We start from the raw sequence: 23155 nt of genomic DNA, 5'->3' as shown, positions 1-23155 counted from the left end.
GAGCACATGAGCGAACACACCGAGCTCACGCAACCGACCGACCTCACCGACCTCGCCGAGAACGCGGCTCCGCCGGGCGGCGAGGCGATTCCGCCGGCCGGCTCTCCTGCGGTGCCCGAGGACGGCTCTCCTGCGGTGCCCGAGGACGGCTCTCCTGCGGTGGCCGGAGGCGGCTCTGCTGCGGTGGCCGGGGAGGGTCCTTCTGCGGTGGCCGGGGAGGGGGCCGCTGGGGTGGCCGGAGGCGGCTCCCTCGTGGTGACCGATGGCGGTGGGCAGAGCCCGGAGCAGACGCGGCGTCAGGTGCTCTACTGGCGGCTGCTGTCGCGGCTGTTCAGCCCTGAGGAGGAGGCCGCGCTGGAGACCGCGAGCGTCGGCATCGTCGGCGATCTCGGCCTGCCGCCCGCGCTGCTCGACCCCGGCGTCTCGATCGACAACCTCGTGCAGCGCTTCCCCGAGCTGGCCGCCGACTTCCAGGACCTGATGGCGGAGAAGGAGCACGGCCCCGGCGGCGAGGTGCGCCGCGCGGCGCTGGTGTCGAAGCTGCTGCTGAACGTGTTCGCCACCGGTTCGGGCAACGTCACCGCGACCCGGTTGGAGAGCTGGAAGGCGGATGCGGCCTGGTTCGAGCGCGGCATGGGCTGCGAGCCGGGCGGGCTGCGTCACCGCGCCGGCGACGAAGAGCTGGCCAAGGTGCTCGCGAACATTGAGGGCGACCTGGTCAAGCGCATGCACCTGCGCGAGGTGCTGGCCGACCCGGCGCTGGCCAAGCGGCTCACGCCCAGCATGTCGCTCATCGAGCAGCTGCTGCACGACAAGTCGAACCTGTCGGGCGTCGCGCTGGCCAACGCCAAGGCGCTGATCCGCAGGTTCGTGGACGAGGTGGCGCAGGTGCTGCGCACCCAGGTGGAGAAGGCCGGCGTCGGCCACATCGACCGGTCGGTGCCGCCGAAGCGGGTGTTCCGCAACCTCGACGTCGAGCGCACGATCTGGAAGAACCTCACCAACTGGAACGAGGAAGACCAGCGCCTCTACGTCGACCGCCTCTACTACAAGCAGACCGCCCGCCGCACCACCCCGGCCCGCCTGATCGTGGTGGTCGACCAGTCGGGGTCGATGGTCGACGCGATGGTCAACTGCACGATCCTCGCGTCCATCTTCGCCGGGCTGCCGAAGGTCGACGTGCACCTCATCGCGTACGACACCAGGGCGCTCGACCTGACCCCGTGGGTGCACGACCCGTTCGAGGTGCTGCTGCGCACCACGCTCGGCGGCGGCACGGACGGCACGGTCGCGATGGCGCTGGCCCGGCCGAAGATCAGCGATCCGCGCAACACCGTGCTGGTGTGGATCTCCGACTTCTACGACGACCGCTCACTGATCAACGACTTCGAGGCGATCCACCGTTCGGGGGTCAGGTTCATCCCCGTCGGCTCGGTCAACAGCTCCGGCCACGCGAGCGTCGACCCCTGGTACCGCCAGAAGCTCAAGGCCATGGGCACCCCCGTGCTCTCCGGCCACATCCGCAAGCTCGTGACCGAGCTCAAGAACTTCCTCGCTTAGGAGATGACGATGACCGACATGCTGCGCGCGCCCGCAGAGGTGAAGTACGCCGAAGAGCTCGACTACCTCGAGTCGATCGACACCGCGCCCAAGCCGTTCTCGTGGCGGCTCAGCCCCCGCATGATCCGGATCTTCATCCTCGGCTCCGAGCGGGCCGACGGGCTCGACAGGGAGATCCCGCAGAAGTGGTTCGGCGACCGCAGCTTCGTCGAGCGCAGCATCGTGACGCTCGCCTCCGACCGCGGCCTGCTGCTGATCGGCGACCCGGGCACCGGCAAGAGCTGGCTGGCCGAGCTGCTGGCGGCGGCGATCTGCCGTAACTCGACGCTGGTCGTGCAGGGCACGGCCGGCACCACCGAGGACCACATCAAGTACTCGTGGAACGTCTCCATGGTCATCGCCAAGGGGCAGTCCCGCGAGTCGATGATCCCCTCGCCGATCATGACGGCGATGGAGCGCGGCGTCATCGGCCGGTTCGAGGAGCTGACCCGCTCGACGAGCGACGTGCAGGACGCGCTCATCTCGATCCTGTCGGAGAAGTACGTCTCCATCCCCGAGCTGGACGACGACAACATCGTCTTCGCCAAGCCCGGCTTCTCCATCATCGCCACCGCCAACAGCCGCGACCGGGGCGTCAACGACCTGTCGTCGGCGCTCAAGCGGCGCTTCAACTTCGTGCGCATCCCGGTGGTGACCAACAAGAAGAGCGAGGCGGAGATCGTCCGCTTCCGCACCGAGGAGCTGCTGCGCCGCCACCAGATCGAGCTGGACCTGCCGCCGACGCTGCTCGACATCCTGCTGCAGAGCTTCGCCGACCTGCGCTCGGCGGCGGCGTCGGCCACCGGCGACGACGACAAGCTGGAGTCGGCGCTGTCCACGGCCGAGCAGATCGGCGTGCTGGAGGACGCGATCCTGCACAGCCACTTCTTCGGCGACCGGGTGCTGCGCGCGCAGACGCTGGCGAGCTCGCTCGTCGGCTCGCTGGCCCGGCGCAGCCCCGAGGACCTCGCGATACTCAACAAGTACTGGCACGGCGTGGTCGAGCCGCGCAGCAAGAAGGAGGGCGGCGAGTGGCCGGAGTTCCTCGAGGGCGGCCGGCAGGCCATCGCGACGCTGTCATGATCGATCAGACGAGCCCCTTCGGCTCGCTCCGCGAGCAGCTTCTCACCGCGGCCGAGACGTTCGCCGGCGGTCCCGTCGAGGTCGCCGGCATCCTGTCCGGCATGGTCGACGACGTCGACCGGGCGCTGCGCGAGGAGCTGGAGATCTTCCCGGTCTGCCACCACTCGCCGGCCTCGGCGCTGGCCATGGTGCGCAGGCTGCGCGAGAAGCAGCCGAAGGTCATCTATCTGGAGCTGTGCGAGGACCTGCAGCCGCTGCTCACCGAGCTGCGCAACTGCAAGCTGCCGGTGGCGGTGCAGGCGTTCGCGACCGACCTCGACGGGTTCCCGAAGTCGTGGGCGCCGCTCAGCGTGGTCGCGCCCATCACGGAGGCCTCCGCCGAATACCAGGCCATCGCGTACGCGCTGGACACCCCCGGCGTCGAGCTGGTGCTGGTGGACCGCTCGACCGACCACGTCTTCCAGTGGGCGCCCGGCGAGGAGCACAAGCCCAAGCCCGACGAGGGCGCGGGCCTGCACGGCGACGCGGTCGGCGTGGAGCTCGGCGACCTGCGGCCCCGCTTCGCCGAGCTGGAGGAGCACCTGCTGCACCACGGCAAGGTGCGCCACTGGTCGGAGTGGTGGGACCAGTACGTCGAGCAGCCGCTGTCCGGTGCGGACTACGACACCTACCGCCAGGTCATGGTGCTGATCGGCAGCCTGTTCCGCCGGCTGCGCCCCGAGGGCGACGCGCGCCTGACCGTGGACGAGGACCGCGAGCGCTACATGTGGACCAGGATGCGCGAGCACCTGGCCGCATCCGGCGCCGACCCCGCCGACTGCCTCTACGTCTGCGGCGCCTTCCACGCCGCGAGCCGGGTCGAGCAGTTCGGGCTGAGGTCCACGGCCACGTTCGAGATCAGCCCGCGCACCGGCACGAAATGGCTGTACGGGCTCATCCCGTCCAGCCACTCGGCCATCGAGGCGCAGTTCGGGCTGGCCCCCGGCTCGGTGTCGATCGCGGCGGCCACCTGGAACAAGGCGCTGGCGCGCGGCAGGCTCACCCCGTTCCGGCCGGCCGGGCAGAAAGGCGCGGCGGGCAAGCGGAGCAAGCGCCAGGCCAAGCTGCCGCCGCCCGCGCCGCGGGGCGAGGTGGCCGACAAGCTGACCGGGTTCCTGTCGCGGCCGCCCGCGCTCGACCCGCTCGACGAGGCCGAACTCCTCGGCTGGTCGGTCGACATCGTCAGGCTGGCCCGCCGCAACGGCTACCTCGCCAGCACCGCCGACGCGATCGCGGTCTACGAGACCTCGATCCTGCTGGCCGGCATGCGCAACCGCGCCAGGCCCACCCCGTACGACTTCCAGGACGCCGCCGTCACCTGCATCGAGAAGGACGTCGTGCCGGGACGGCGCGACGTGCGGCGGCTCTGCGAGATCCTGCTAGGCGGCGACAAGATCGGCGAGGTCGGCTACGACGCGCTGCCGCCGCTGGCCAGGGACGTCTACGACCGGCTCGCCCCGCTCGGGCTCGACCTGAGCAAACGCACGATCCAGCGGGCGCTGCTCGACTTCACCGCGCAGCCCGAGCTGCGGCCCTGCTCCGACGTGCTGTGGATGCTGCGCTACCTGCTGCCGTCCGACGCCGTACGGCCGATCATGGGGGAGCGGCGCCTTGGCGAGCGCTCCATCCAGGAGAGCTGGGACGTCGCGATCGGCAAGTACCAGCGCTCGATCATCGAGCTCGGCTACGAGGGCGTCACCGTCGAGCAGGTGCTGGAGCAGCGGCTGCGGCGCGCGGTGTGGCATCCGAAGGCCACCGCGTCCGTCGCGCTCGCGGCGGTCGAGGACGCCATCCTGTTCCTCGGCGGCCGCCGCTTCGCCGACGAGCTGGGGGAGCGGGCGGTCGAGCTGCTCGCGTCCGAGCGGAGCGTGGACGACGCGCCCGACGTGCTGCGCCGCATCCGCCGGCTGCTCGCCCACTACCGGGCCACCGAGCCGGAGCTGCCCGCGTGGTGCAAGAGATTCGTGACGTCCGGCTACGCCCACTACTGCACCCTGCTGCCCACGGCGTTCGTCGACGACGACACCGGCGTGCGGCAGGTGGGGGCCATGCTCGGCTTCCTGTTCCACATGGAGAGCCTGGCGCTTTCGCTCGGCTGCGACCGCGCCCAGCTCGAGCTGGCCGTGCAGCAGTCGCACCCCGAGTCGCCGGCCAAGGTGGCGCTGCTGTGGGCGGCCCAGCACCGGCTCGGCCTGCTGCCCCCGGCCGAGCTGCGGGCACGCTGCGACGAGCTGCTGGCCAACCCGCTGGTGATCCCGTCGTTCCCGCAGTACGTCATCGGGTTCGTCCAGGCCCTGGAGCCGGTGCCCGCGCTGTCGGGGTTCGTGGTCGAGGTGATCTCGAAGGCGTTCGGGCGGCTGCCGGACCGCGTGCTGCTGCCGTGGCTGCCGAAGCTCATCACCGCGCTGCGCGACGGCGCCGCCGAGCTGATGCCGATGCTCGTACGCGAGGCAGGACGCACGTTCCCCGGGGCGCTCGCGGCGGTGGACTCCTGGGTGCCGCCGTGGACCGTCAGCCCCAAGCCCGCCGTGCCCGCCGCGGCTCCGGTGGCGGACGGTCCGGTGGCGGCGCTGCTGCGCGCCCACCCTGCGGCCTGCGACGCCATGGCCGAGGTGCTGGGCTGCTCCGGCGAGTGGCGCGCGTCCGGCGAGAGCGCGGCATCCGGCGCGGATCCGCAGGTGGCGGCGCTGCTGGCGGCTCACCCTGAGCCGGCGCTGGCGGTGGCCGGGCTGCTGGGGTGAACCGTGCAGCCCGCGCAGGCCGGGCCGACCGGCCTGCGCGGTGTCCCTGCTACCGCGGCCGCATCCTTTCTCGTCGGATCTCATGTGCGATCACCGCTGACACGAGGAGATACGGCGGCGGCACGGCCCCGGTTCATCGGACGCGACGAATTCTCGCGACCCCGCGCGAGGACGTGCGGGAGCCCGGCGCGGGGGTCCTCCGGGAACCGTGCGCGTTCGCCCGGGGAGCCCGCGCCGGGACCGAGGCCGGGGCTCGGTGAGCCGCCGGTCAGCTCTTGCCCGCGCGGGCGGCGCTGTAGACGGTCTTCGGCGGCTTGCCGTTGAACAGCCGGCTCACCGTGACGAACCGGTAGCCGCGCTTGGACAGGATCTTGAGAATGCGGGGCATCGCCCGCACCGTCGTCGGGTGGATGTCGTGGAAGAGGATGACGCTGCCCGGACGTACGGACCCGACGGCCTTGCGGACGACCTTGCCGCTGTCGCGGTGCAGCCAGTCCAGAGTGTCCACGCTCCACAACACCAGCGGCCGCCCGGTCAGCCGGCGGACGGTGGCATTGACCGCCCCGTACGGCGGCCGGACCAGCTTCGGCGCCACCCCGGTCGCCGCCTTGACGACATGGTCGGTACGGGCGAGCTGGGCGCGCACCCCGGCGGCCGTCAGCTTCGTCAGATCAGGGTGCGACCAGGTGTGGCTGCCGATCTCGTGCCCCGCCGCGTATGCCTTGCGCACGATCCCCGGGTTCGCCGCCACGTTCTGCCCGACGACGAAGAACGTCGCCTTCGCCCGGTACCGAGCCAGGTGCCCGAGCAGCGTGTCCGTGTACGCGCCCGGCCCGTCGTCGAACGTCAGCGCCACGCACTTCACCCGGCGGCAGTCGACCGGGCGTGCCGCGCCCGCCTTCCCCGAAGCCTGCGCCGCCCCGGCCGGTAAACCGCTCCGCGTGCTCTCACCTGCCCGGCCGCTGGAACGTTCCACGGTGCCGCCCTTGCCGGAGACCGCGGGTGGACGGGCGCCCGCAGCCGCCCGTGTTCCGGACGGCGCGGGCGAGCGGGCACCCGCGTCGGCCTGCGTCCCGGCCGAGCCGGACGGCGCGGGCGTGCGGGCGAGCACGTCGGCGTGGGCCCTGGCGGGCGGAGAAGCCGGGGCGGGAGTGCGGCCCGGCGTGCCGCCTGAGGCGGAAGTCGCGCGCGCGTCGGCTTGCGCTTGCGGAGAGGACGCCGCCTTGCGGGTGCCCGAGCCGGTCGAGGTGGCTGATGTTCGCGCGGTGGCATCGCCGGATGTCGTCCCGGACTGCGAGCCGTTCGAGGTGGTCGATGTCCGGGTGTTGGGATCGCCGGATTTCGTTCCGGGTTGTGCGTTGGTCGGGGTGGTCGATGTCCGGGTGCCGGAATCGCCGGATCTCGTGCTGGACTCCGCCGAAAGGGCCGTCCGGGACCGCGCTGCGGATCCGTCGCCCCCGTCTCGTCCGCCGCTGAGCCTGGTCGTGTCGCAACCTGCCGCCAGCAGGGCGGCCAGTGCGAGTGCTCCCGCCGTCCCCCGTCTCGCCCCGGCCCGGCCAGGCCGGCGCGGTGGCGCGCCGATGTTCATGCCGTTCCCCCTTCGCGCACCGCCCCCGGTGCGCCCCCTGAGCGGAGGTCCCGGCGAGGTGGCCGGGACCGTACCCAACGGGTTGGACTACGGCCGTTCGCTCATGGTTCGCGGGGAAGGCCCGGTTTCGAAAGATCGCCGCCTCCTCCTCGGCCACCGGACGCTCGATCTCGGTGCAGCCGCCGCCGGGCCCGCGGACGACCACAGCGCTACGCCGAGGAGCCAGTCGCGGTCGTGTGGCTCAGTGGCCGGGGAAGACCTTGCGCATCGCCTTCTTCGCCGGCCCGGCCCCGCCGAGCCGGTCGTCCGGCGCTCCGGCCGGTGAGCCACCTTTCAGCGTCACTCCGCGTGTGTCCTGCCCGCGCTTTCATGAGGGCGCGGATGTGACGCTCACCGGCCGGTGGGCGGCGTCTCTCAGGCGAAGCGTTCGACGGTGACGGGGATGAGGCCCTGCTCGCGTACCGCCTGGCGGTGGTGGTGCAGCAGCGCGCCGAGCGCGGTCAGCGGGCCGGAGCCGAGCCTGGCGGTGACGTCCACGCACCAGGCGATGCCGGCGCCGATCCGGCGCAGCTCCCAGGTGAAGCCGTGGCCGCCGGACCTGACCGACGCGGTGCCGACCACGCGCGGGTCACCGGTGGTGGGTGTGAGCCGCAGCGCCGTACGCGCGTTGGCGAGGCCGTCGGCGCCCAGCTCGCCGGCGAACAGGATGCGGTAGCGGCGCGCTCCCGAGCCGCCGAGGTCGAGCGGGGCGGTGGTGGGCAGTGTGCGGCGCTCCTGGAAGAGCGTGCGCAGCCCGGCCTCCTCGGGCAGCACGCCGCCGCCCATCCTGGCGAAGGCGTCGCACGCCTGCTGCCTGCTGACCGGCGTGACCCGTCCGCGCAGTGAGCTGTCGGCGCGGATGGCACGGCTCAGCTCGGCGGAGGAGGACCAGGCGCGGATCTCCGGTCTCCACTCGGCGCCGTCGATTCCGGCCGCCGTGTAGTCCTCGCACAGGACGAACTCCTCGACCAGGAGCCCCGCGGGCGTGCGATCGCCTGCGGTCGCGGAGATCAGGTAGTAATCCACCGGCCCATGATTGTGGGCGGCGGAACGCCAGATCAAGATCATTCAGTCGCGCCGCGCGTGCCGGAGCCCGTATGCGCGGCGCCAATCCGGGCAGGTGTCCGCCGGATCGCCGGAAACGGTCTAATGTGGATAAATCCCTCTTTTTCAGGCACGGGAGGCATCGATGATGCGGAACGGCCGGACCACCCCCACCCCTACCCCCGCCCTCGTGGCCGTCGTGACGGCGGTGCTGCTCGCCATCGCAGGCTGCACGGCACCGGGCGGCCCTCAGGGCGGGCCGGATAAGAGCGGCTCAGAGCAGCGCGGGCACGATCAGGGCGGTCCGGGAAAGGGCGGGCAGCGGCCTCCGGCGGCCGGGCTGACGATCACCCCGGCGAACGGCGCGAAGAAGGTCGCGCCCGATGCCGGCATCGCCGTCAAGGCGACCGGAGGCCGGGTGACGCAGGTGACCGTGACCGACGCCAAGGGCCGCGCCGTCAAGGGCGTCATGGGGAACGACGGCACGTGGCGGCCCCAGTGGCCGCTGCGGCCCTCGGCGACGTACACGGTGCGGGCCCAGGCCACCGGCGCCGGTGGACGGCAGGTGACCGCGACGTCCACGTTCACCACGCTCAAGCCGAAGCGCGTGCTCGAGAGCGGCATGGCGCCGCTCGACGGCGAGAAGGTCGGCGTCGGGATGCCCGTGCAGCTCCTGCTGTCGCGGCCGATCACCTCGCGTAAGGCGCGGGCGGCGATCGAGCGGTCGCTGGTGGTGCGCATGTCGAAACCGGTCGAGGGTGCGTGGAGCTGGGTGAGCGACCGCGAGGTGCAGTTCAGGCCGCGGGAGTACTGGCCGGTCGGGGAGAAGGTGACCGTCGTCGCACACCTGGCGGGGCTGCGGGCGGGGCCGGGGCTGTGGGGCACGAAGGACCGCAGCCTGACGTTCACCGTCGGACCTGAGCACATCACCAAGGTCAGCGCCAAGACCCATGAAGCGGTCGTCCGCGAGAACGGCAAGGTCGTCAAAACCATCCCGGTGAGCCTCGGCAGGCCGGGCGACGACAGCTATTCCGGCGTCATGATCGCGCAGGAGAAGGTGGCCGACATGGTCATGGACTCCGCCACGATCGGCAAGCCCGGTGAATATCGCATCAAGACCAAATGGAACGTGCGGATGACGTACAGCGGCACGTTCTTCCACGCCGCCCCCTGGTCCACCGGCGCGCAGGGGAACTCGAACGTCAGCCACGGCTGCGTGAACGCGAGCCCCGCCGACGCCCGCTGGTTCTACGACTTCACCCAGCGCGGCGACATCATCGAGGTGACCGGTACGTCCAGGAAACTGCGGTTCGGCAACGGGCCGACGCCGTGGGCCAAGTCGTGGGAGGACTGGCTGGCGGGCAGCGCCCTCGGCAAGCCTGTCACCGGATAGGCGACATTTCCGCTTATCGCCGCTTGCTTGTGCGGCGGTAAAGGACACAATCGGGAATCCTTTGGCGACGTATACCGCAGTGGTCCATACCGGCGAATTATCATGAGGGGCACAACAGGAACGCTGTCCCGTTAAGGGAGCACCAAATCCGGAACCGCCGCGAAAACGGAAAATTGTAGGAGCGCCGGTCGCTTGAAGAGCGCACACATCCCCGGACGCGGGCTGCGAGCCTGGCCCCGCCGTCGGAAGGAAGGCGCGTGGTATCGGGTGCCTGAATACGGAACCGGACGGGGGCTGATCCCGCTCCCGACTCTCGCCCTGTGGCTGCTCGTCTGGCTGCTCAACTGCTACGAATTCCTGGTCACGTTCTGAGCCGGGGCCTTGGACATGATCCGGGCTGTTGCGATCCTCGGCCGCCCCGGAGGGCGGCGCCACCCCGGGCTCAGACCGGCCCGCGGGCGCCGGACGGCGGCCTGGTCACCCGCCTGCCCACAACCCGGACCGCCCCTCCCCATCGTCCCGGCGACCTACTAGGTTGATCCCAGGGGACGATTCATCGGATGTCATGATCCCCCTCGTCTGATGAAGCTAGGAGCAGGAATGCGGATCGTACGGTTCACCAGCCCTCTGAGCAGTGCTGACGCGGTCGGTATCGACGACGGCGAGCAGGTGGTCGAGCTCTCCGGCATCAGCACGGTCGGCGAGCTGCTCCGGCTGTCCTCCGACGAACTGCGGGAGCGGTGCGCGGCGGCCGACGGTCCGCGCCACCCCTCGGACTCCGTCACCCTGCTGCCGCCCGTGGACGGCCGCATGGAGGTGTGGGCCGCGGGCGTCACCTACCGGCGCTCCCGCGAGGCGAGGGTGCAGGAGAGCGAGCGCGCCGCCGACGTGTACGAGCTGGTGTACGACGCCGAGCGCCCCGAGCTGTTCTTCAAGTCCGTGGCCTGGAAGGTCTCCGGCCACGGCGGCCGGATCTCCGTACGTGAGGACTCCGAGGTCGACGTGCCGGAGCCCGAGCTGGGTCTCGTCCTGAACGCCCACGGCGAGATCGTCGGCTACACCGTCGTGGACGACGTCAGCTCCCGCACCATCGAGGGGGTCAACCCGCTCTACCTGCCCCAGGCCAAGATCTACCTCGGTGGTTGCGCGGTCGGGCCCGGGATCCGGCCCGCGTGGGAGGTCGCCGACCCGTACGCGCTGGACATCGCGCTCACCATCGTCAGGGACGGCGAGACCGCCTGGGAGGGCAAGGCCAGCACCTCCCAGCTCAACCGGCGGCTCGACGACCTGGCCGGCTACCTCTTCCGCGCCGACTCCTTCCCCGACGGCGCCGTGCTCGCCACCGGCACCTGCCTGGTGCCCGACCTGCCGTTCACGCTGCAGCACGGTGACACCGTCACCATCTCCATCTCCGAGGTCGGCACGCTGACCACCGGCGTGGTCCGCGGCCTGTCCGCCATGCGCTGACCACCCCGGAGGCTCCGGCCCACCGGCGACGACTCACCCAGGACGCGCCGCCCCGGCCCTTCCGGGCGGCGGCACGTCCGGCGTGCCGGGGGGTGGCGTGGGTGTCAGGGGTCGGTGGGGAGGGTGGCGGCGGTGGCGCGGAGGGTGGCGGCGCGGCGGCGGAGATTGTCGGCGGTGGCCAGGCAGGAGTCCTCCAGGTCGGCCAGCTCGCGGCGGAGCCTGACGACCTGCGTCAGGTAGCGCTCGACGGCCGGCCCTGTCCAGTACGGCTCGCAGTCGGCGGGCCGCGCCGGCAGGCCGTCGAACGCGCCCGCCAGGCCCCTGGCGTACCGCATGAACGCGGCCGCCAGCGACTCCTTGTCGGCCGCCTCGCGAAGGAGCTGGTGCTTGCTGGCCATGGGTCAGCCGCCTCCGGCCGCAGGCCGGCCGCCCGGTGAGCCGATGACGGTGGTCCAGGCGCGTTCGCGCAGCCCGTCGGCCCCGACGCCGGGCTGCAGCGCTTCGTGCAGCGCGGTGGCCAGCGCCTGCGCGGCGGACGGGTCGGCGGTGGCGGCGCTCAGCAGGGTGCGCGACTCGCGCGGATGCTCGGCCAGCAGCTGCTGGAACGCCAGCGGGTCGGCGGCGTACGGCTGGAGCAGGTCGCGGGGGCTCCAGGCGGTGTCCTGCGGGCGGTTCAGCAGCGTGAGCGCGACCCGGTTGAGCACCGTCCCCGACTGCACGGCCCCCGTGACCAGCGCGGCCAGCGCGGCGGACGGCGCGGTGCCCACGAGGTCGTGCCAGGCGTCGCCGAGCCGCCCGGTGCGTTCGGCGCTCGCGTACGCCCGCGCCAGCGGCCTGCCCTGCTCCCGGGGCAGGCCTTCGAGCAGCCGGGTGAACGTCTCCGGGCCGAGCGCCTCCAGCAGCGCCGCCGCGTAGGCGGGGTCGCCGGCCTCCGCTTCGATGGCCGCGACGGCCCCGGCGACCTCGTCTCGCACCGTGCCGGCGCCCGGCGCCCCTGCGCCCGGCGTCCCCTTGTCCGCCGCGAGGATCGCCTGGGCGGCGCTTTCCGCCGCCTGCCGCGCGTCCGGCTCGGAGGAGAAGGGGAAGGCGGCGGCCAGCATGCCGCGCTCCCGCACCGGTACGAGCTGCTCGATCGTGTCGATGCGCCACTTCAGGTCCTGCTGGGACTCGTGGAGGAACATCCAGGCGCGGTGCATGGCGGTGGTGCCCTGGCGGCCCGCCCAGTCCTGGCCCGCTTCGGCGATGGCCGCGTCGAGGACGGGCCGGGTTCCGCTCAGGTACGCCTTGACCGCCTCCATCCGGCGGATCAGCTCGTGCGCGCCACGGGGGTCGATCCCCACGAACTCCCCCATGAACTCTCCCCATCGGTGCCGGTGTGCCAAGGCGGGAGTCAAGCACACGAACCGGGCTCGGCGACACGCGTTTGCCGGAACGGGAATCGGTCGGCGGCGCCGGGAAGCCCAGCGGCTCCGCTCAGGCGGTCGAGCCCTCCTTCTCGAACGAGCTGAGCGTCGGGTCGTAGTCGAGGGCGCCGATTGATGGAGGCCACGGTCTCCAGGCAGCCGGTGCCGCCGCAGCCGCAGGGCGCGCCGCCGGGCTCGACCGTGATGTGGCCGAGCCCGCCCGACAGCCCGTACGCGCCGCGGTGCAGCGAGCCGCCGACCACCAGCCCGCCGCCGACGCCGTGGGACAGCCGCAGGTAGAGCACGTCCTGACCGCCCGCGGCCGCGCCCCAGATGGCCTCGCCGAGCGCGGCCAGCCTGGTGTTGTTGTCGAGCAGCACCGGAACGCCGAACCGCTCGCGCAGCAGCACCTGCACGGGATGCGGCGGCCTCTCGCCGGTGCCCTCCCGGCTCTCCGGTTCCTCGCCTGCGGGGCCTTCGGCCTGGGCGCCGACCACGCCGACGCCGATCGCGTCGAGCGCGCCGAGCCGCAGCGCTCCCGAGCCGGTGCCGGTGAGCGAGCCGATGAGCCGTTCCGCCAGCTCGACCCGCTGCTCCCACGGCAGGTCGGCGTCGTGCGGCTCGCTCGCGGAGCCGACGATCTCGTGCGCCAGGTTGACGGCCGCGACGTGCAGGCCGCCCCTGGCGAAGTCGATGCCGATGGCCTGGCCGGCGTCCGGGTTCAGGGTCAGCGTCTCGGCCGGTCTGCCGCGGCCGCGCGGCGCCTCCTGCGGGGACGCGGTGACCACGGCGCCGTTCGCGACCAGCTCGGCGAGGATGTCGTACAGGGTCGTCCTGGACAGCCCGCAGCGCTTGCCCAGCTCGCCCCGGCTGAGGGGGCCGTGCTTGCGCAGCAGGCCGAGCACGAGCTCTTCGTGCCCGCGCCGCAGCTGCGACAGCGGGCCACTGGGTGGTGCCATGCGGAGAGTCTGCCGAGGCGTCCTGTTTTTCGTCAGTAACCCGGATAAAAAAAGAGGCGCGTGTCGCGATGTGGGCTCTGAGCTGGGGTGACGCTGCTGCGAGGGGTTGCCGGGGCGCTCGTAACGTTCGCGTGACGGCCCGCCGCGGGGGAGGGATGCGCGCCCGCCGCCCCCTGGTCGCGGTGTGGCGGCAGGGGGCGGCGGGAGCGGTGCGGTGGCTCAGGCGTCCTTCTTGACGGCCATCTCGCCGAGCTCGGACCAGTCGTCCTGGGCGATGGTGGTGTTCACGATGCGCGGTGTCTCCGCCAGGTGCGGCGGGAGCGTCTGCTGGGCCTTCTTGAAGTGCTCCGACTGGACGTGGGCGGCTCCGGCCTCGTCGTCCCTGAACGCCTCCACCAGCACGTACTCGTTCGGGTCGTCGAGGCTGCGCGACCAGTCGAACCACAGGCAGCCGGGCTCCGCGCGCGTGGCCTCGGTGAACTCGCGGGTGATGTCCGGCCAGGCGTCGGCGTGCTCGGGCAGGACGCGGAACTTCGCGGTAATGAAGATCATCGATACCCCTCGATGTGAATCGTCAGCGGCTCTATGGCTGACGATAGCGGCGCCGTATTGTCTTCATCTCATGTAGGAAATGTTGACTTTATGGGCGATGGCTCGTAGCTTCGTACGCATGAGTCAGGGCCCGCATCTCAGCTTGAGAGGCGTGACGCTGGAGGTCGGCGATCCGGCCGCCCCCGTCACGGTGCTGTCGGGCGTCGATCTCGACGTGCGCGGCGGCGAGCTGCTCACCCTCGTCGGCCCCGGCGGCTGTGGCAAGTCGACCATCTTCGCGCTGGTCGCGGGGCTCGTCCGGCCCACCCGTGGGCAGGTGCTCATCGATGGCGTCCCCGTCACCGGGCCCGCGCTGGAGCGCGGCGTGGTCGTCCAGCAGCACGGGCTCTTCCCGTGGCGCAGCGCGCGGGCCAACGTGGAGTTCGGGCTCGAGGCCCGCGGCGTGCATGGAGGGGAGCGCGACCGGCGGGCCCGCGAGCTGCTGGAGCTGGTGGGGCTGGCCGGGGCCGGGGAGTGTTATCCGTACGAGCTGCCTCTCGCGGACCGGCAGCTCGTCGCCCTCGCCCGCAGCCTCGCCTTCGACCCGGGCGTGTTGCTGCTGGACGAGCCGTTCGCCGGGCTGGAGGCGCGCGACCGCGCACGCCTCGGCACGGAGCTCGTCCGCGTCTGGCGGAAGACCGGCAAGACCGTGCTGCTCATCACCCACGACCTCGGCGAGGCCGTCAGGCTGGGGCGCCGGGTCGCGGTGATGACGGCGGCGCCGGGCCGCATCAGAGAGATCGTGGACGTCGGCCCGCCGGGGGAGACCCCGCGGGCCCGGCCGGCGGCATGCGGCCGCCGGCAGGTGTGGAGCCTGCTGCGCTGCGAGGTCGCGGCGGCCAGGGAACGAAGGGTGGCGGCCGCGCATGGCTGACACGACACGGCTGGACGAGCGCGAGGGCGACGTCCACTGGTACGACCTGCCCGATGACGAGGCCGAGGAGGACTGGGTGAGTGACGAGGAACGACGGCCGGAGCCGCAGGCGCGCGGCGGCCGGCTACGCGCCATCGCGGCGGTGATCCGATGAGCGTCGTCGTCCTGGTGGGCAACCCCCGCAGCGGATCCCGCACCCTGACCGTGGCCGTCGAGGCCGCCAAAGCCGTCGGGCAGCGCATCGACGGGCTCGCGGCGGCGGACTCGTACGAGGTGATCGACCTGTCGGCGCTCGGCCCGCACCTGTTCGGGCCCGGCGCGTCCGGCGGCGTGGAGGTCGCGCTGGAGCAGGTGGCCGAGGCGAGCGTGCTGGTCGTGGCCAGCCCCACCTACAAGGGCACCTACACCGGGCTGCTCAAGGCGTTCCTCGACCGGCTGCCGCCGAACGCGCTGGCGGGCAAGCCGGCGCTGCCGCTGCTCGTCATGGGCGACGCCCGGCACTCGCTCGCGGTCGAGGTGCACCTGCGGCCGCTGCTGGTGGAGCTGGGCGCCACCGTTCCCACGCCGGGCCTCGCCGTGCTGGAGGCGGACCTGCCGAAGCTGGACGAGGTGCTCGCCGCCTGGGCGGAGCGCGTCGCCCCGCAGATCGCCGCCCAGATCGGCCCGCGCGTCGACACCCCCGCCTGAGCGGCACGCGCGAGGGCGCATCAGGCCGCGGCGGCGGCCGGGTCCGTGGGAAAGAGCAGCGCCGCCGCCGCTTTCGCCGGGCCGCCGCTCAGGGCGGACGGCCGCGCGAACGCTCCGTTCCGGCGGACCGGGGGGCCGCTGGAACGGAGCCCGCGTGCGACGCGGGCCCTTCGCCGCTTCCGTCATCAGTAGATGCGGTGCTTCCTGCCGCAGTTGTCGAACTTCCCGGCCCAGCAGGTGAAGGTGTAGACCTTCGAGATCCCGCGGCCGCTCCAGGTGCCGACGACCTTGCCGTCCCAGGCCTTGTCGAACCTCACCCAGCGGCCGTTCTGGTAGACCTCGAACCAGACCCAGCCCTTCTTGCCGCCGCGCCCGTCGACGCCGTACCACTTCGTGAAGACCTTGCCATGCGACTTCCAGGTCTTGCCGAACGTGTACGCCTTGTGGTCGCTGGAGAAGAACTTGCCCCAGCTCGTCCCCGCCGAAGAAGCGGCGCTCGCGGCCGCGGCGGTCTGGGTGGCGGCCTGCGCGGCCGGGGTCATGGCCAGGCCGGTGACGGTCATCGAACCGGCGAGAGCGGTGATCGCAAGAGCCTTGCGCATGTCGGGTTCCTCCCCCTGAGTCCTGGTGCCGGGACGCTCCCGGCACCAGGGACATTACGGAGGACGTACCGGATCAACTGCGCAGGAATCCACACAACGGATGTGACGGGCGCCACACCTCAGCGCTTGACCCGCACCTGATCCACCGCGAACGGGACGAACTGCGGCGCCGCCGCCCTGACCTGCGCGTCCCCGCTGCTTCCGCAGGCCGCGAGCAGCAGGTACGACGCGGTGGCGTAGTCGATGTCGTGCGGCACGACCTGGCCGCTTTCGTCAATGGTCTGGTACTTCGTCCTGTTCACGCCCATGGAGACCTGGCGCCTGCCGTCTTCGCTGGTCAGCGACTCCGTGGCCATGCCGAACACGCTGCCGCTGTGCCCCCAGAACCGGCCGCACGGCAGGTCGTAGGCGTAGATGCCGAGCCCGTAGTTCAGCACCCCGCCGGCCTCCACCGGCACCGTCTTGCGCATCTCCGTCAGCTCGGCGGGGCCGATCAGCTCGCCGCGCAGCAGCGCGCGGAAGAAGCGGTTGAGGTCGTCCATCGTGGACGTGAGCGCCCCGGCCGTGTTGAGGAACGACACCTCGTAGACGCTGTAGTCGCGCGGCGGGTCGATCATGCCGAACAGCGACTCGTACGCCTTGGAGTGCGGCCCCGGGATGAACGGCGTGCGCGGGAACGACGTGTGCCGCAGGCCCGCCTTGCGGATCACGTGCCGCGTGATGTACTCCTCGGGCTCCAGGCCCGTGACCTTCTGCAGGATCATGCCCACGAGCACGTAGTTCGTGTTCGAGTACACGCCGGGCGTGGACCCCGGCGCGCCCGTCGGCGGGGCGTCGAGGCCGAGCCTTGCGACCTCCTGGCGGGTGAAGCGGCGCAAGCGGTTGTCGTCGAGGCTCTGCGGCGAGCCCTCGTACAGCGAGGGGAACGCCGGGCCGACGAAGTCGGCGATGTGGCTGGTGTGGTTGAGCAGCATTCGCACGGTGATCCGCTGCCCGCGCTCGCCCGGCACCACGTCGGGCAGGTAGCGGCCGATCGGCGCGTCCAGCTCCACCTTGCCGCGCGCCACCTGCTGGAGCATGGCGACGGCGGTGAACGTCTTGGTGATGCTGCCCACGCGGTGCACCATGCCGGAGGTGACCGGGCGGTTCGTCCGCACCTCGGCCACGCCGGAGGCGCCCCGCCAGCTCTTCGCGCCGTCGTTCACCGCGCTGTAGAGACCGAACATGCCGGCCTCGTGCACGGCGCTGAGCGCCTGGCGCAGTTGCTGCCGGTCGAACCCGGACCCGGATCCGCCCTCGGCCGCCTGGGCGGGCGTTGCGGCGAGCAGGACGCCGATCGTCATCGCGGCCACGGCGGCGCGTCGGCCGGCGGTCTTTCCCAACTGTCGCATTGTCATGCCGCCAGCATGATCGACAGCGGTCCCTCCTGGGCAGTCGCCGGTGTCACGAGGTCCATATGACACGCGTCATACGCTTCCGGGACAGTACGCTGCAATCCCTGCCCGTACGCCCACGAGAGGACGGTAGCGGATGCCCCACGCGGCGCGGCCCACGGTCACGCTGCACGACGTGGCCGCCGCCGCGGGCGTGTCGGTCTCCACCGCCTCCCGCGTGCTCAGCGGCAGCACCAGGAAGGTCGCCCCCGAGTACGAGGCCCGCGTGCTGGCCGCCGCCAAGGCCCTGCGCTACACCGCCGACGCCGCCGCCAGGGCCATGCGCAGGGCGGGCGACTCCATCGCGCTCGTGGCCGACGACCTGACCACGCCGTCGATGGGCATGGTGGTGGCCGCGATGGAGCGGGAGGCCAGCACGGCGGGCGCGTTCGTCACCGTCTCCGCCACCATGGGCGACGCCGAGCGGCAGGCCGAGACCGTGCGCGTGCTGCGGTCGCTGCGGCCGCGGGCGCTCGTCGTCACCTCCAACCGCTACCTCACGAACGCGCCCGGTGACCGGCTGGCCGAGGAGCTGCTGTCGTATCGGCGGGACGGCGGCCGGGCGGTGATCTTCGGCGACACCGACCTGCCGTTCGACACCATCGACTTCGACAACCACCGCATCGGGCGGACCGCGGGGGAGTACGTCGCGAGCCTCGGGCACCGGCGGGTGGCGATCCTCGCCGGCACGACCGCCATGCACAACCTCGCCGGCCGCACGGCGGGATGCGTCGCCGGGCTCACCGTGGGCGGCGTGCGCGAGCGCGACATCCTCATCGTGCCCTGCCCCGTCAGCAGGGACGGCGGCTACGCCGCGGCCCGCGAGCTGGCCGCCGCCGGCATGGACGGGAGGGAGGCCGTGCTCGCCGTCAACGACACCATCGCCATCGGCGCGCTGTCCGGCTTCCGCGACGCCGGGGTCGACGTGCCCGGCGAGGTGTCCGTGACGGGCGTGGACGACATCCCGCTAGCCCGCGACGTCACGCCGCCGCTGACCACCGTGGCGCTCCCGCTCGCCGAGGCGGGCGCCCAGGCGATCCGCTTCGCCCTCGCCGGCCCCGGCCCCATCCGCCACCTCCGCCTGACCGGCCACCTCACCCCCCGCTCCACCACCCGCCCCCGCCCTTGACCCCTTCCCGGCGCCCTGCCTGCCCGCGCCGCCACCTGCCTCCGCTCTTGACGCCCTCCGGGTGCCCTGCCCGCCCGCGCTCCTGACGCGCCCTCCTGCTCTCTCGCTCCGGTTCGGCTCCGCCGGCCGCTCCTTCGCCGAGGAGCCGCAGGCCCGCCGGCGCGGTGAGGGAAGGAGCGCTACGCCGTGAGGCGGAAAGAGGCGCGGGGCGGGAGGGGCGGCGTAGCGGGGAGGCAGGGGCCGGAGGCGCGGTAAGCCGGGGTCACCGTGGGCGAAGCGCGGTCCGGCGGGAGGGTGCGTGGCGCGGTGCGGCGTGGCGGGAGGGTGCGTGGCGCGGTGCGGCGTGGCGGGAGGGTGCGTGGCGCGGGTGGGGTGCGGCCGGAGGTGGCGCTTCTCCGGCGGGCGGCGCCGGGGCACCGGTGCGGGGAGGCGGGAGGGGTGCAGGGCCGGAGGCGGGGATGCGCACATATTGCGCTGAATGTCCACTCTTGACGGTCTTGTGAGTGCGGGGCAGACTGCGGAATACGTTTTCCCGCCACGGCCGTGCCGGCCGAAAGCGACCGCGCGCCGTTCCCCGGCGGCGCTCGACCCGACCCCCGGACGAAGGAACACATGTCTCGACAGCAGTACCGGGCCGCGATCATCGGCACCGGAGGGATCGCCCACGCCCACGCCAGGGCCGTGCAGAACTCCGGAGGACGGGCGGAGCTCGTCGCCGTGGCCGATGTGGACGCCGGCCGGGCCCGCGAGTTCGCCGACACGTACGGAGTCCCGCACGCCTACACCGACGCCGAGGAGCTGCTGCGCGAGCAGGAGCTCGACGTCGCGCACCTGTGCACGCCGCCGCAGCTGCACGCCCCGCTCGCGCTGGCCTGCCTGGAGGCCGGGGTGACGGCCCTGGTGGAGAAGCCGCCGACGCTCTCGCTCGCCGAGTTCGACCGGCTCATCGAGGCGGAGCAGCGCACCGGCGCGCACGTCGCGACCGTGCTCCAGCACCGCTTCGGCGCGGGCGCGGCCCGGCTGCGCCGCCTGGCCGGCGCCGGCGACCTGGGCCGCCCGCTGGTGGCCACCTGCCTGACCCAGTGGTACCGGGGCGAGGACTACTACGCGGTCCCGTGGCGCGGCACCTGGGAGTCGGAGGGCGGCGGCCCCACCATGGGGCACGGCATCCACCAGTTCGACCTGCTGCTGTCGGTGCTCGGCCCGTGGACCGAGGTCACCGCCATGGCCGCCCGCCAGGCCCGCCCGGTGGAGACCGAGGACGTGTCGATGGCGCTGGTGAGGTTCGAGAACGGCGCCCTGGCCACGGTCGTCAACTCGGTGGTGTCGCCGCGCGAGACCTCCGTGCTGCGCTTCGACTACGAGCACGCCACCGTCGAGGTCGAGCACCTGTACGGCTACACCGACGACGACTGGACGGTCACCCCGGCGCCCGCCCACGAGGAGATCAAGACGGTGTGGGAGGCCGACCGCACCGAGGGGTCGAGCGGCCACAGCGGCTGGTTCGCGGCCGTGCTCGACGCGCTCGACCGGGGCGAGAAGCCGCCGGTCACCACCGAGGACGCCCGCCGCACGATGGAGTTCATCGCCGCGCTGTACGCCTCCGCCTTCACCGGCGAGCGCGTACGGGCCGGGCAGATCACCGCGGACAGCCCCTTCGCCCGAAGAATGGACGGCACCGGCGCCCCTTGGAGGAACCAGTGAACCTGCAGGCCACCCACACCATCGGCAGGTCCGTCGCGGTGACGGCGGGCGACGTCGAGCTGTTCACCTACGTCTACCGCCCGGACACGCCGGTGCTGGAGTCGCCCAAGCCGTACCTGCACCCGATCCGCACGCTCGGCGGCGCGCTGGTGTCGCTCTACCGGCCGCACGACCACGTCTGGCACAAGGGCATCGCCTGGTCGCTGCCGCACGTGGGCGAGCACAACTTCTGGGGCGGGCCGACGTTCACCGACGGCCGCTACGTCCAGCTCGACAACAACGGCTCCGCCACCCACCGCGAGATGACGAAGCTCACGGCGGACGGCGGCCGGGTCGAGATCGCCCACACGCTCGGCTGGACGTCGCAGGCGGGCGCGCCGATCCTCGAGGAGGAGCGCTCGCTGAGCGCGTTCGTGGTGGACGGCGACGCCTGGACGCTGGTCTTCGAGACGACGATGACGAACGTCTCCGGCGCCACGCTCGACTTCGGTTCCCCGACGACCAAGGGCCGCGAGAACGCCGGCTACGGCGGCCTGTTCTGGCGCGGTCCCCGCTCGTTCACCGGCGGCATCATCCAGTCGCCCGGCAAGGCGGGCGGCGACGAGCTGCGCGGTGAGCGCGCCGAGTGGTTCGGCTTCCGCGGCCGGCACGACGAGACCGGCGAGTGGTCCACGATCGTCATGGTGGACGACACCGCGAACCCGCAGCACCCGCCGCAGTGGTTCGCCCGCTCCGAATACTTCGCCTGCCTGTGCCCCGCGCCGTTCTTCAGCGAGGAGGTGCCGCTGCCCGACGGTCAGAGCCTGCGCTTCCGGTACGCGGTCGTCATCGCCGACGGCGACCGGGGCGAGGACGGCACGGCCGAGCTCGCCGCGCGGGGGAGGGAGGCGCTGCGATGACCGCCGCTCCCGGGGCCTTCCCCGGCGGCACGTCGATCAGCCGCCTGTCGGTCTACTCCGGCAACGCCTGCGCCGACGGCCTGGAGGGCGGCACGCCGCACCTGCACACCGCCTCGACGGAGGCGTACGTGGTGATCGGCGGCGAGGGCGCGCTGCAGACGCTGGACGCGCGCGGCCTGCGCGAGACCGAGCTGCGTCCCGGCACCACCGTGTGGTTCACGCCCGGCACCATCCACCGCGCCGTCAACAGGGGCGGCCTGGAGGTGGTCGTCGTGATGTCCAACGCGGGGCTGCCGGAGGCGGGGGACGCGGTCATGACGTTCCCGCCGGACGTGGTCGCCGACCCGGGCCGCTACCGCGAGGCCGCCACGCTGCCCGCCACCGATGCCGAGGAGGCGGTGCGCCGCCGCAGGGAGCTGGCCGTCGAGGGGTTCCTGCGGCTCGTGGACGGCGGGCCGGACGCGCTGCGCGCCTTCTACGACAGCGCGGTCGCGCTCGTCCGCGGCCGGGTCGCCGAGTGGCGGGGCATCTGGGAGCGCACGGTCGCCGAGGAGACCCGCCGTACCGCCGCCGTGCTCGACGCCCTGGAGCGCGGCGACGGAGCCCACCTGATGGACGCGGCGCTCATGGAGTCGCCCGAGGAGCAGCGGTGGGGCATGTGCGGCCACCTGCGCGCCCACGACGTCGCCCACCCCATCGTCCACACCCGGTCGTGAGCGGTGAGCGGCACGGCTGACGGGTCCCCGGCGCCGGACCACACGGTGCCGGACCACACGGTGCCGGACCACACGGTGCCGGTGAGCGGCGCGGCTGACGGGCCGCAGGGAGCGGCCGTGCCGCCGACCCTGCACGACGTCGCCAGGGAGGCCGGGGTCTCCGTCGCCACCGCCTCCCGGGCGCTCAACGGCAGCGCGCGCAACGTCCGCGCGGAGAACGTCGCCCGCGTCCGTGCCGCCGCCGAACGGCTCGGCTACCGGCCCCACCTGTCGGCCCAGGCCATCGCGAAGGGCTCGACCAGGACCGTCGCGCTGGTGGTCCGCGACGTGGCCGACCCGTACTTCTCCGCCATCGCCGCCGGAGTGATCGGGGAGGCCGAGGCCGCCGGGCTCATCGTCACGATGGCGGTGGCGGGCGGCTCGCCCGAGCGCGAGCTGCAGATCGTCAGGACGCTCAGGGGCACCCGCCCGCGCGTCGTCATCGTCACCGGCAGCCGCATCGACGGGGCCGGCACCAGGGACGCGCTGGTGGAGGAGCTGGAGGCGTACCGGACGGCGGGCGGGCGGGTCGTCATGATCAGCCAGCGGGACCTGCCGTACCCGACCGTGACCATCGACAACGCGGGCGGCGCCGCCGAACTCGCCCGTGCCCTGCTCGGCGCGGGCTATCGGCGCTTCGCCGTCCTGCACGCCCCCGCCGCGCTGCGCACCTCGCGCGAGCGGCACGAGGGGTTCCTGGCCGGGCTCGCCGGGTCCGGCGTGCCCGAGCCGGTGGCCGTCGAGACCGATTTCACCCGCGACGGCGGGTACGCGGCGGCGCGGCGGCTCGCCGAGCGGGGGATCGGGGACGTCGAGGCGGTGTTCGCGGTCAACGACGTGATGGCGATCGGCGCGATGACCGGGCTGCGCGAGGCCGGGGTCGTCCCGGGCGCGGACGTCGGGGTGGCCGGGTTCGACGACATCGCGCCCGCCGTGGACGTCGTGCCGGCGCTGACCTCGGTCGCGGTGCCGCTGCGCGAGGCGGGCGCGTCCGCCGTACGCCTCGCGCTGTCGGACGGCGAGACCGGTTGCGAGGCCGGCGCCCGGGAGGCCGGGGTGCGCCTTTCCGCCCGCGTCATCCTCCGTGCCAGCACCCCACCCCGCTGACCGTCACCGGCGAGGACGG

Annotated in this window: 21 protein-coding genes; 13 read left to right on the top strand and 8 right to left on the bottom strand. The window is 72.8% G+C overall.

The features are described from left to right. Nucleotides 1-6: 6 nt before the first annotated feature. From ACGFIM_RS11565 to ACGFIM_RS11555, 3 genes are read left to right on the top strand one after another with little or no spacing between them, the layout of a single operon-like run. Nucleotides 7-1560, top strand: coding sequence for a VWA domain-containing protein (locus ACGFIM_RS11565; RefSeq protein ID WP_393198393.1), 1554 nt, complete (start codon nucleotides 7-9; stop codon nucleotides 1558-1560). Nucleotides 1561-1569: 9 nt separating this feature from the next. Next, the gene (locus ACGFIM_RS11560; RefSeq protein WP_393198390.1) at nucleotides 1570-2682 is read left to right on the top strand and encodes an AAA family ATPase; all 1113 of its coding nucleotides are present in this window, start codon (nucleotides 1570-1572) and stop codon (nucleotides 2680-2682) included. Continuing rightward, nucleotides 2679-5462, top strand: coding sequence for a DUF5682 family protein (locus ACGFIM_RS11555; protein ID WP_393198388.1), 2784 nt, complete (start codon nucleotides 2679-2681; stop codon nucleotides 5460-5462). The genes ACGFIM_RS11560 and ACGFIM_RS11555 overlap by 4 nt, the downstream gene beginning before the upstream one ends. 268 nt (nucleotides 5463-5730) lie before the next feature. Here ACGFIM_RS11555 and ACGFIM_RS11550 read toward each other — a convergent pair whose 3' ends face one another. Both ACGFIM_RS11550 and ACGFIM_RS11545 read right to left on the bottom strand, forming a co-directional pair. Beyond that, nucleotides 5731-6318: a polysaccharide deacetylase family protein gene (locus ACGFIM_RS11550; protein WP_393198385.1), complete on the bottom strand. Its 588-nt coding sequence runs from the start codon at nucleotides 6316-6318 to the stop codon at nucleotides 5731-5733. Between the two features lie 1146 nt (nucleotides 6319-7464). Further along, entirely contained in the window at nucleotides 7465-8115 is a 651-nt protein-coding gene (locus tag ACGFIM_RS11545) for a hypothetical protein (protein WP_393198382.1), read from the bottom strand. A 208-nt stretch (nucleotides 8116-8323) separates the two neighbouring features. On the opposite strand from ACGFIM_RS11545, the gene ACGFIM_RS11540 reads away from it, so the two are divergent. Both ACGFIM_RS11540 and ACGFIM_RS11535 read left to right on the top strand, forming a co-directional pair. Then, nucleotides 8324-9526 (top strand): Ig-like domain-containing protein, encoded by a 1203-nt coding sequence (locus ACGFIM_RS11540; protein ID WP_393198379.1) that lies wholly within the window; start codon nucleotides 8324-8326, stop codon nucleotides 9524-9526. 600 nt (nucleotides 9527-10126) lie between these two features. Next, nucleotides 10127-10993 carry a fumarylacetoacetate hydrolase family protein gene (locus tag ACGFIM_RS11535; protein WP_393198376.1) on the top strand — a complete coding sequence of 289 codons (867 nt, stop codon included), beginning with the start codon at nucleotides 10127-10129 and terminating at the stop codon, nucleotides 10991-10993. A gap of 104 nt (nucleotides 10994-11097) precedes the next feature. Here the strand turns inward: ACGFIM_RS11535 and ACGFIM_RS11530 are convergent, their stop codons facing one another. The 4 genes from ACGFIM_RS11530 to ACGFIM_RS11515 all read right to left on the bottom strand — a co-directional run bounded on the left by ACGFIM_RS11530 (nucleotide 11098) and on the right by ACGFIM_RS11515 (nucleotide 13907). Continuing rightward, nucleotides 11098-11391 carry a hypothetical protein gene (locus tag ACGFIM_RS11530; protein WP_393198373.1) on the bottom strand — a complete coding sequence of 98 codons (294 nt, stop codon included), beginning with the start codon at nucleotides 11389-11391 and terminating at the stop codon, nucleotides 11098-11100. Between the two features lie 3 nt (nucleotides 11392-11394). Beyond that, complete coding sequence (locus tag ACGFIM_RS11525; protein ID WP_393198371.1) at nucleotides 11395-12345, bottom strand: hypothetical protein; 951 nt, start codon at nucleotides 12343-12345, stop codon at nucleotides 11395-11397. Between the two features lie 38 nt (nucleotides 12346-12383). Next, nucleotides 12384-13355, bottom strand: coding sequence for an ROK family protein (locus ACGFIM_RS11520; protein ID WP_393198368.1), 972 nt, complete (start codon nucleotides 13353-13355; stop codon nucleotides 12384-12386). A gap of 219 nt (nucleotides 13356-13574) precedes the next feature. After that, entirely contained in the window at nucleotides 13575-13907 is a 333-nt protein-coding gene (locus ACGFIM_RS11515) for a putative quinol monooxygenase (protein WP_393198365.1), read from the bottom strand. A 151-nt stretch (nucleotides 13908-14058) separates the two neighbouring features. Here ACGFIM_RS11515 and ACGFIM_RS11510 point away from each other — a divergent pair, with 151 nt between their 5' ends. Genes ACGFIM_RS11510 through ACGFIM_RS11500 form a run of 3 tightly spaced genes read left to right on the top strand, consistent with a single transcriptional unit; the run spans nucleotide 14059 to nucleotide 15507 of the window. Then, a complete protein-coding gene (locus tag ACGFIM_RS11510) occupies nucleotides 14059-14820 on the top strand; it encodes an ABC transporter ATP-binding protein (RefSeq protein ID WP_393198362.1) in 762 nt (253 codons plus the stop codon). Beyond that, nucleotides 14813-14974, top strand: coding sequence for a hypothetical protein (locus tag ACGFIM_RS11505; RefSeq protein ID WP_393198359.1), 162 nt, complete (start codon nucleotides 14813-14815; stop codon nucleotides 14972-14974). The genes ACGFIM_RS11510 and ACGFIM_RS11505 overlap by 8 nt, the downstream gene beginning before the upstream one ends. Next, on the top strand, nucleotides 14971-15507 hold the full coding sequence (locus ACGFIM_RS11500; RefSeq protein ID WP_393198356.1) for an NADPH-dependent FMN reductase: 537 nt from the start codon (nucleotides 14971-14973) through the stop codon (nucleotides 15505-15507). The genes ACGFIM_RS11505 and ACGFIM_RS11500 overlap by 4 nt, the downstream gene beginning before the upstream one ends. A gap of 185 nt (nucleotides 15508-15692) precedes the next feature. On the opposite strand, the gene ACGFIM_RS11495 is transcribed toward ACGFIM_RS11500, so the two are convergent. Next, nucleotides 15693-16109 carry a hypothetical protein gene (locus tag ACGFIM_RS11495; RefSeq protein WP_393198353.1) on the bottom strand — a complete coding sequence of 139 codons (417 nt, stop codon included), beginning with the start codon at nucleotides 16107-16109 and terminating at the stop codon, nucleotides 15693-15695. Nucleotides 16110-16228: 119 nt separating this feature from the next. Continuing rightward, nucleotides 16229-17506, bottom strand: coding sequence for a serine hydrolase domain-containing protein (locus tag ACGFIM_RS11490; RefSeq protein ID WP_393198350.1), 1278 nt, complete (start codon nucleotides 17504-17506; stop codon nucleotides 16229-16231). A gap of 133 nt (nucleotides 17507-17639) precedes the next feature. Between ACGFIM_RS11490 and ACGFIM_RS11485 the strand changes: the two genes are divergently transcribed. The 5 genes from ACGFIM_RS11485 (at nucleotide 17640) to ACGFIM_RS11465 (ending at nucleotide 23136) form a co-directional block, all read left to right on the top strand. Further along, a complete protein-coding gene (locus ACGFIM_RS11485) occupies nucleotides 17640-18671 on the top strand; it encodes a LacI family DNA-binding transcriptional regulator (RefSeq protein ID WP_393198347.1) in 1032 nt (343 codons plus the stop codon). A 612-nt stretch (nucleotides 18672-19283) separates the two neighbouring features. Beyond that, nucleotides 19284-20375 carry a Gfo/Idh/MocA family protein gene (locus tag ACGFIM_RS11480; protein WP_393198345.1) on the top strand — a complete coding sequence of 364 codons (1092 nt, stop codon included), beginning with the start codon at nucleotides 19284-19286 and terminating at the stop codon, nucleotides 20373-20375. Beyond that, complete coding sequence (locus tag ACGFIM_RS11475; RefSeq protein ID WP_393198342.1) at nucleotides 20372-21274, top strand: PmoA family protein; 903 nt, start codon at nucleotides 20372-20374, stop codon at nucleotides 21272-21274. The genes ACGFIM_RS11480 and ACGFIM_RS11475 overlap by 4 nt, the downstream gene beginning before the upstream one ends. Continuing rightward, complete coding sequence (locus ACGFIM_RS11470) at nucleotides 21271-21990, top strand: cupin domain-containing protein (protein WP_393198339.1); 720 nt, start codon at nucleotides 21271-21273, stop codon at nucleotides 21988-21990. Before ACGFIM_RS11475 ends, ACGFIM_RS11470 begins: the two co-directional genes overlap by 4 nt. Before the next feature lie 117 nt (nucleotides 21991-22107). Then, entirely contained in the window at nucleotides 22108-23136 is a 1029-nt protein-coding gene (locus ACGFIM_RS11465; protein ID WP_393198336.1) for a LacI family DNA-binding transcriptional regulator, read from the top strand. Nucleotides 23137-23155 lie beyond the last annotated feature (19 nt).

The organism is Nonomuraea sp. NPDC049309, from assembly GCF_043196965.1.
Taxonomy (GTDB): domain Bacteria; phylum Actinomycetota; class Actinomycetes; order Streptosporangiales; family Streptosporangiaceae; genus Nonomuraea; species Nonomuraea fastidiosa.
This window is presented reverse-complemented; position numbering and strand designations above follow the sequence as displayed.

Bases quoted from the DNA above. Each gene is read 5' to 3' on its own strand.
- ACGFIM_RS11500 (WP_393198356.1), top strand. From the start codon at position 14,971: ATGAGCGTCGTCGTCCTGGTGGGCAACCCCCGCAGCGGATCCCGCACC.
- ACGFIM_RS11470 (WP_393198339.1), top strand. From the start codon at position 21,271: ATGACCGCCGCTCCCGGGGCCTTCCCCGGCGGCACGTCGATCAGCCGC.
- ACGFIM_RS11520 (WP_393198368.1), bottom strand. From the start codon at position 13,355: ATGGCACCACCCAGTGGCCCGCTGTCGCAGCTGCGGCGCGGGCACGAA.
- ACGFIM_RS11485 (WP_393198347.1), top strand. From the start codon at position 17,640: ATGCCCCACGCGGCGCGGCCCACGGTCACGCTGCACGACGTGGCCGCC.
- ACGFIM_RS11505 (WP_393198359.1), top strand. From the start codon at position 14,813: ATGGCTGACACGACACGGCTGGACGAGCGCGAGGGCGACGTCCACTGG.
- ACGFIM_RS11565 (WP_393198393.1), top strand. From the start codon at position 7: ATGAGCGAACACACCGAGCTCACGCAACCGACCGACCTCACCGACCTC.
- ACGFIM_RS11530 (WP_393198373.1), bottom strand. From the start codon at position 11,391: ATGGCCAGCAAGCACCAGCTCCTTCGCGAGGCGGCCGACAAGGAGTCG.
- ACGFIM_RS11560 (WP_393198390.1), top strand. From the start codon at position 1,570: ATGACCGACATGCTGCGCGCGCCCGCAGAGGTGAAGTACGCCGAAGAG.
- ACGFIM_RS11555 (WP_393198388.1), top strand. From the start codon at position 2,679: ATGATCGATCAGACGAGCCCCTTCGGCTCGCTCCGCGAGCAGCTTCTC.
- ACGFIM_RS11515 (WP_393198365.1), bottom strand. From the start codon at position 13,907: ATGATCTTCATTACCGCGAAGTTCCGCGTCCTGCCCGAGCACGCCGAC.
- ACGFIM_RS11535 (WP_393198376.1), top strand. From the start codon at position 10,127: ATGCGGATCGTACGGTTCACCAGCCCTCTGAGCAGTGCTGACGCGGTC.
- ACGFIM_RS11480 (WP_393198345.1), top strand. From the start codon at position 19,284: ATGTCTCGACAGCAGTACCGGGCCGCGATCATCGGCACCGGAGGGATC.
- ACGFIM_RS11490 (WP_393198350.1), bottom strand. From the start codon at position 17,506: ATGACAATGCGACAGTTGGGAAAGACCGCCGGCCGACGCGCCGCCGTG.
- ACGFIM_RS11495 (WP_393198353.1), bottom strand. From the start codon at position 16,109: ATGCGCAAGGCTCTTGCGATCACCGCTCTCGCCGGTTCGATGACCGTC.
- ACGFIM_RS11525 (WP_393198371.1), bottom strand. From the start codon at position 12,345: ATGGGGGAGTTCGTGGGGATCGACCCCCGTGGCGCGCACGAGCTGATC.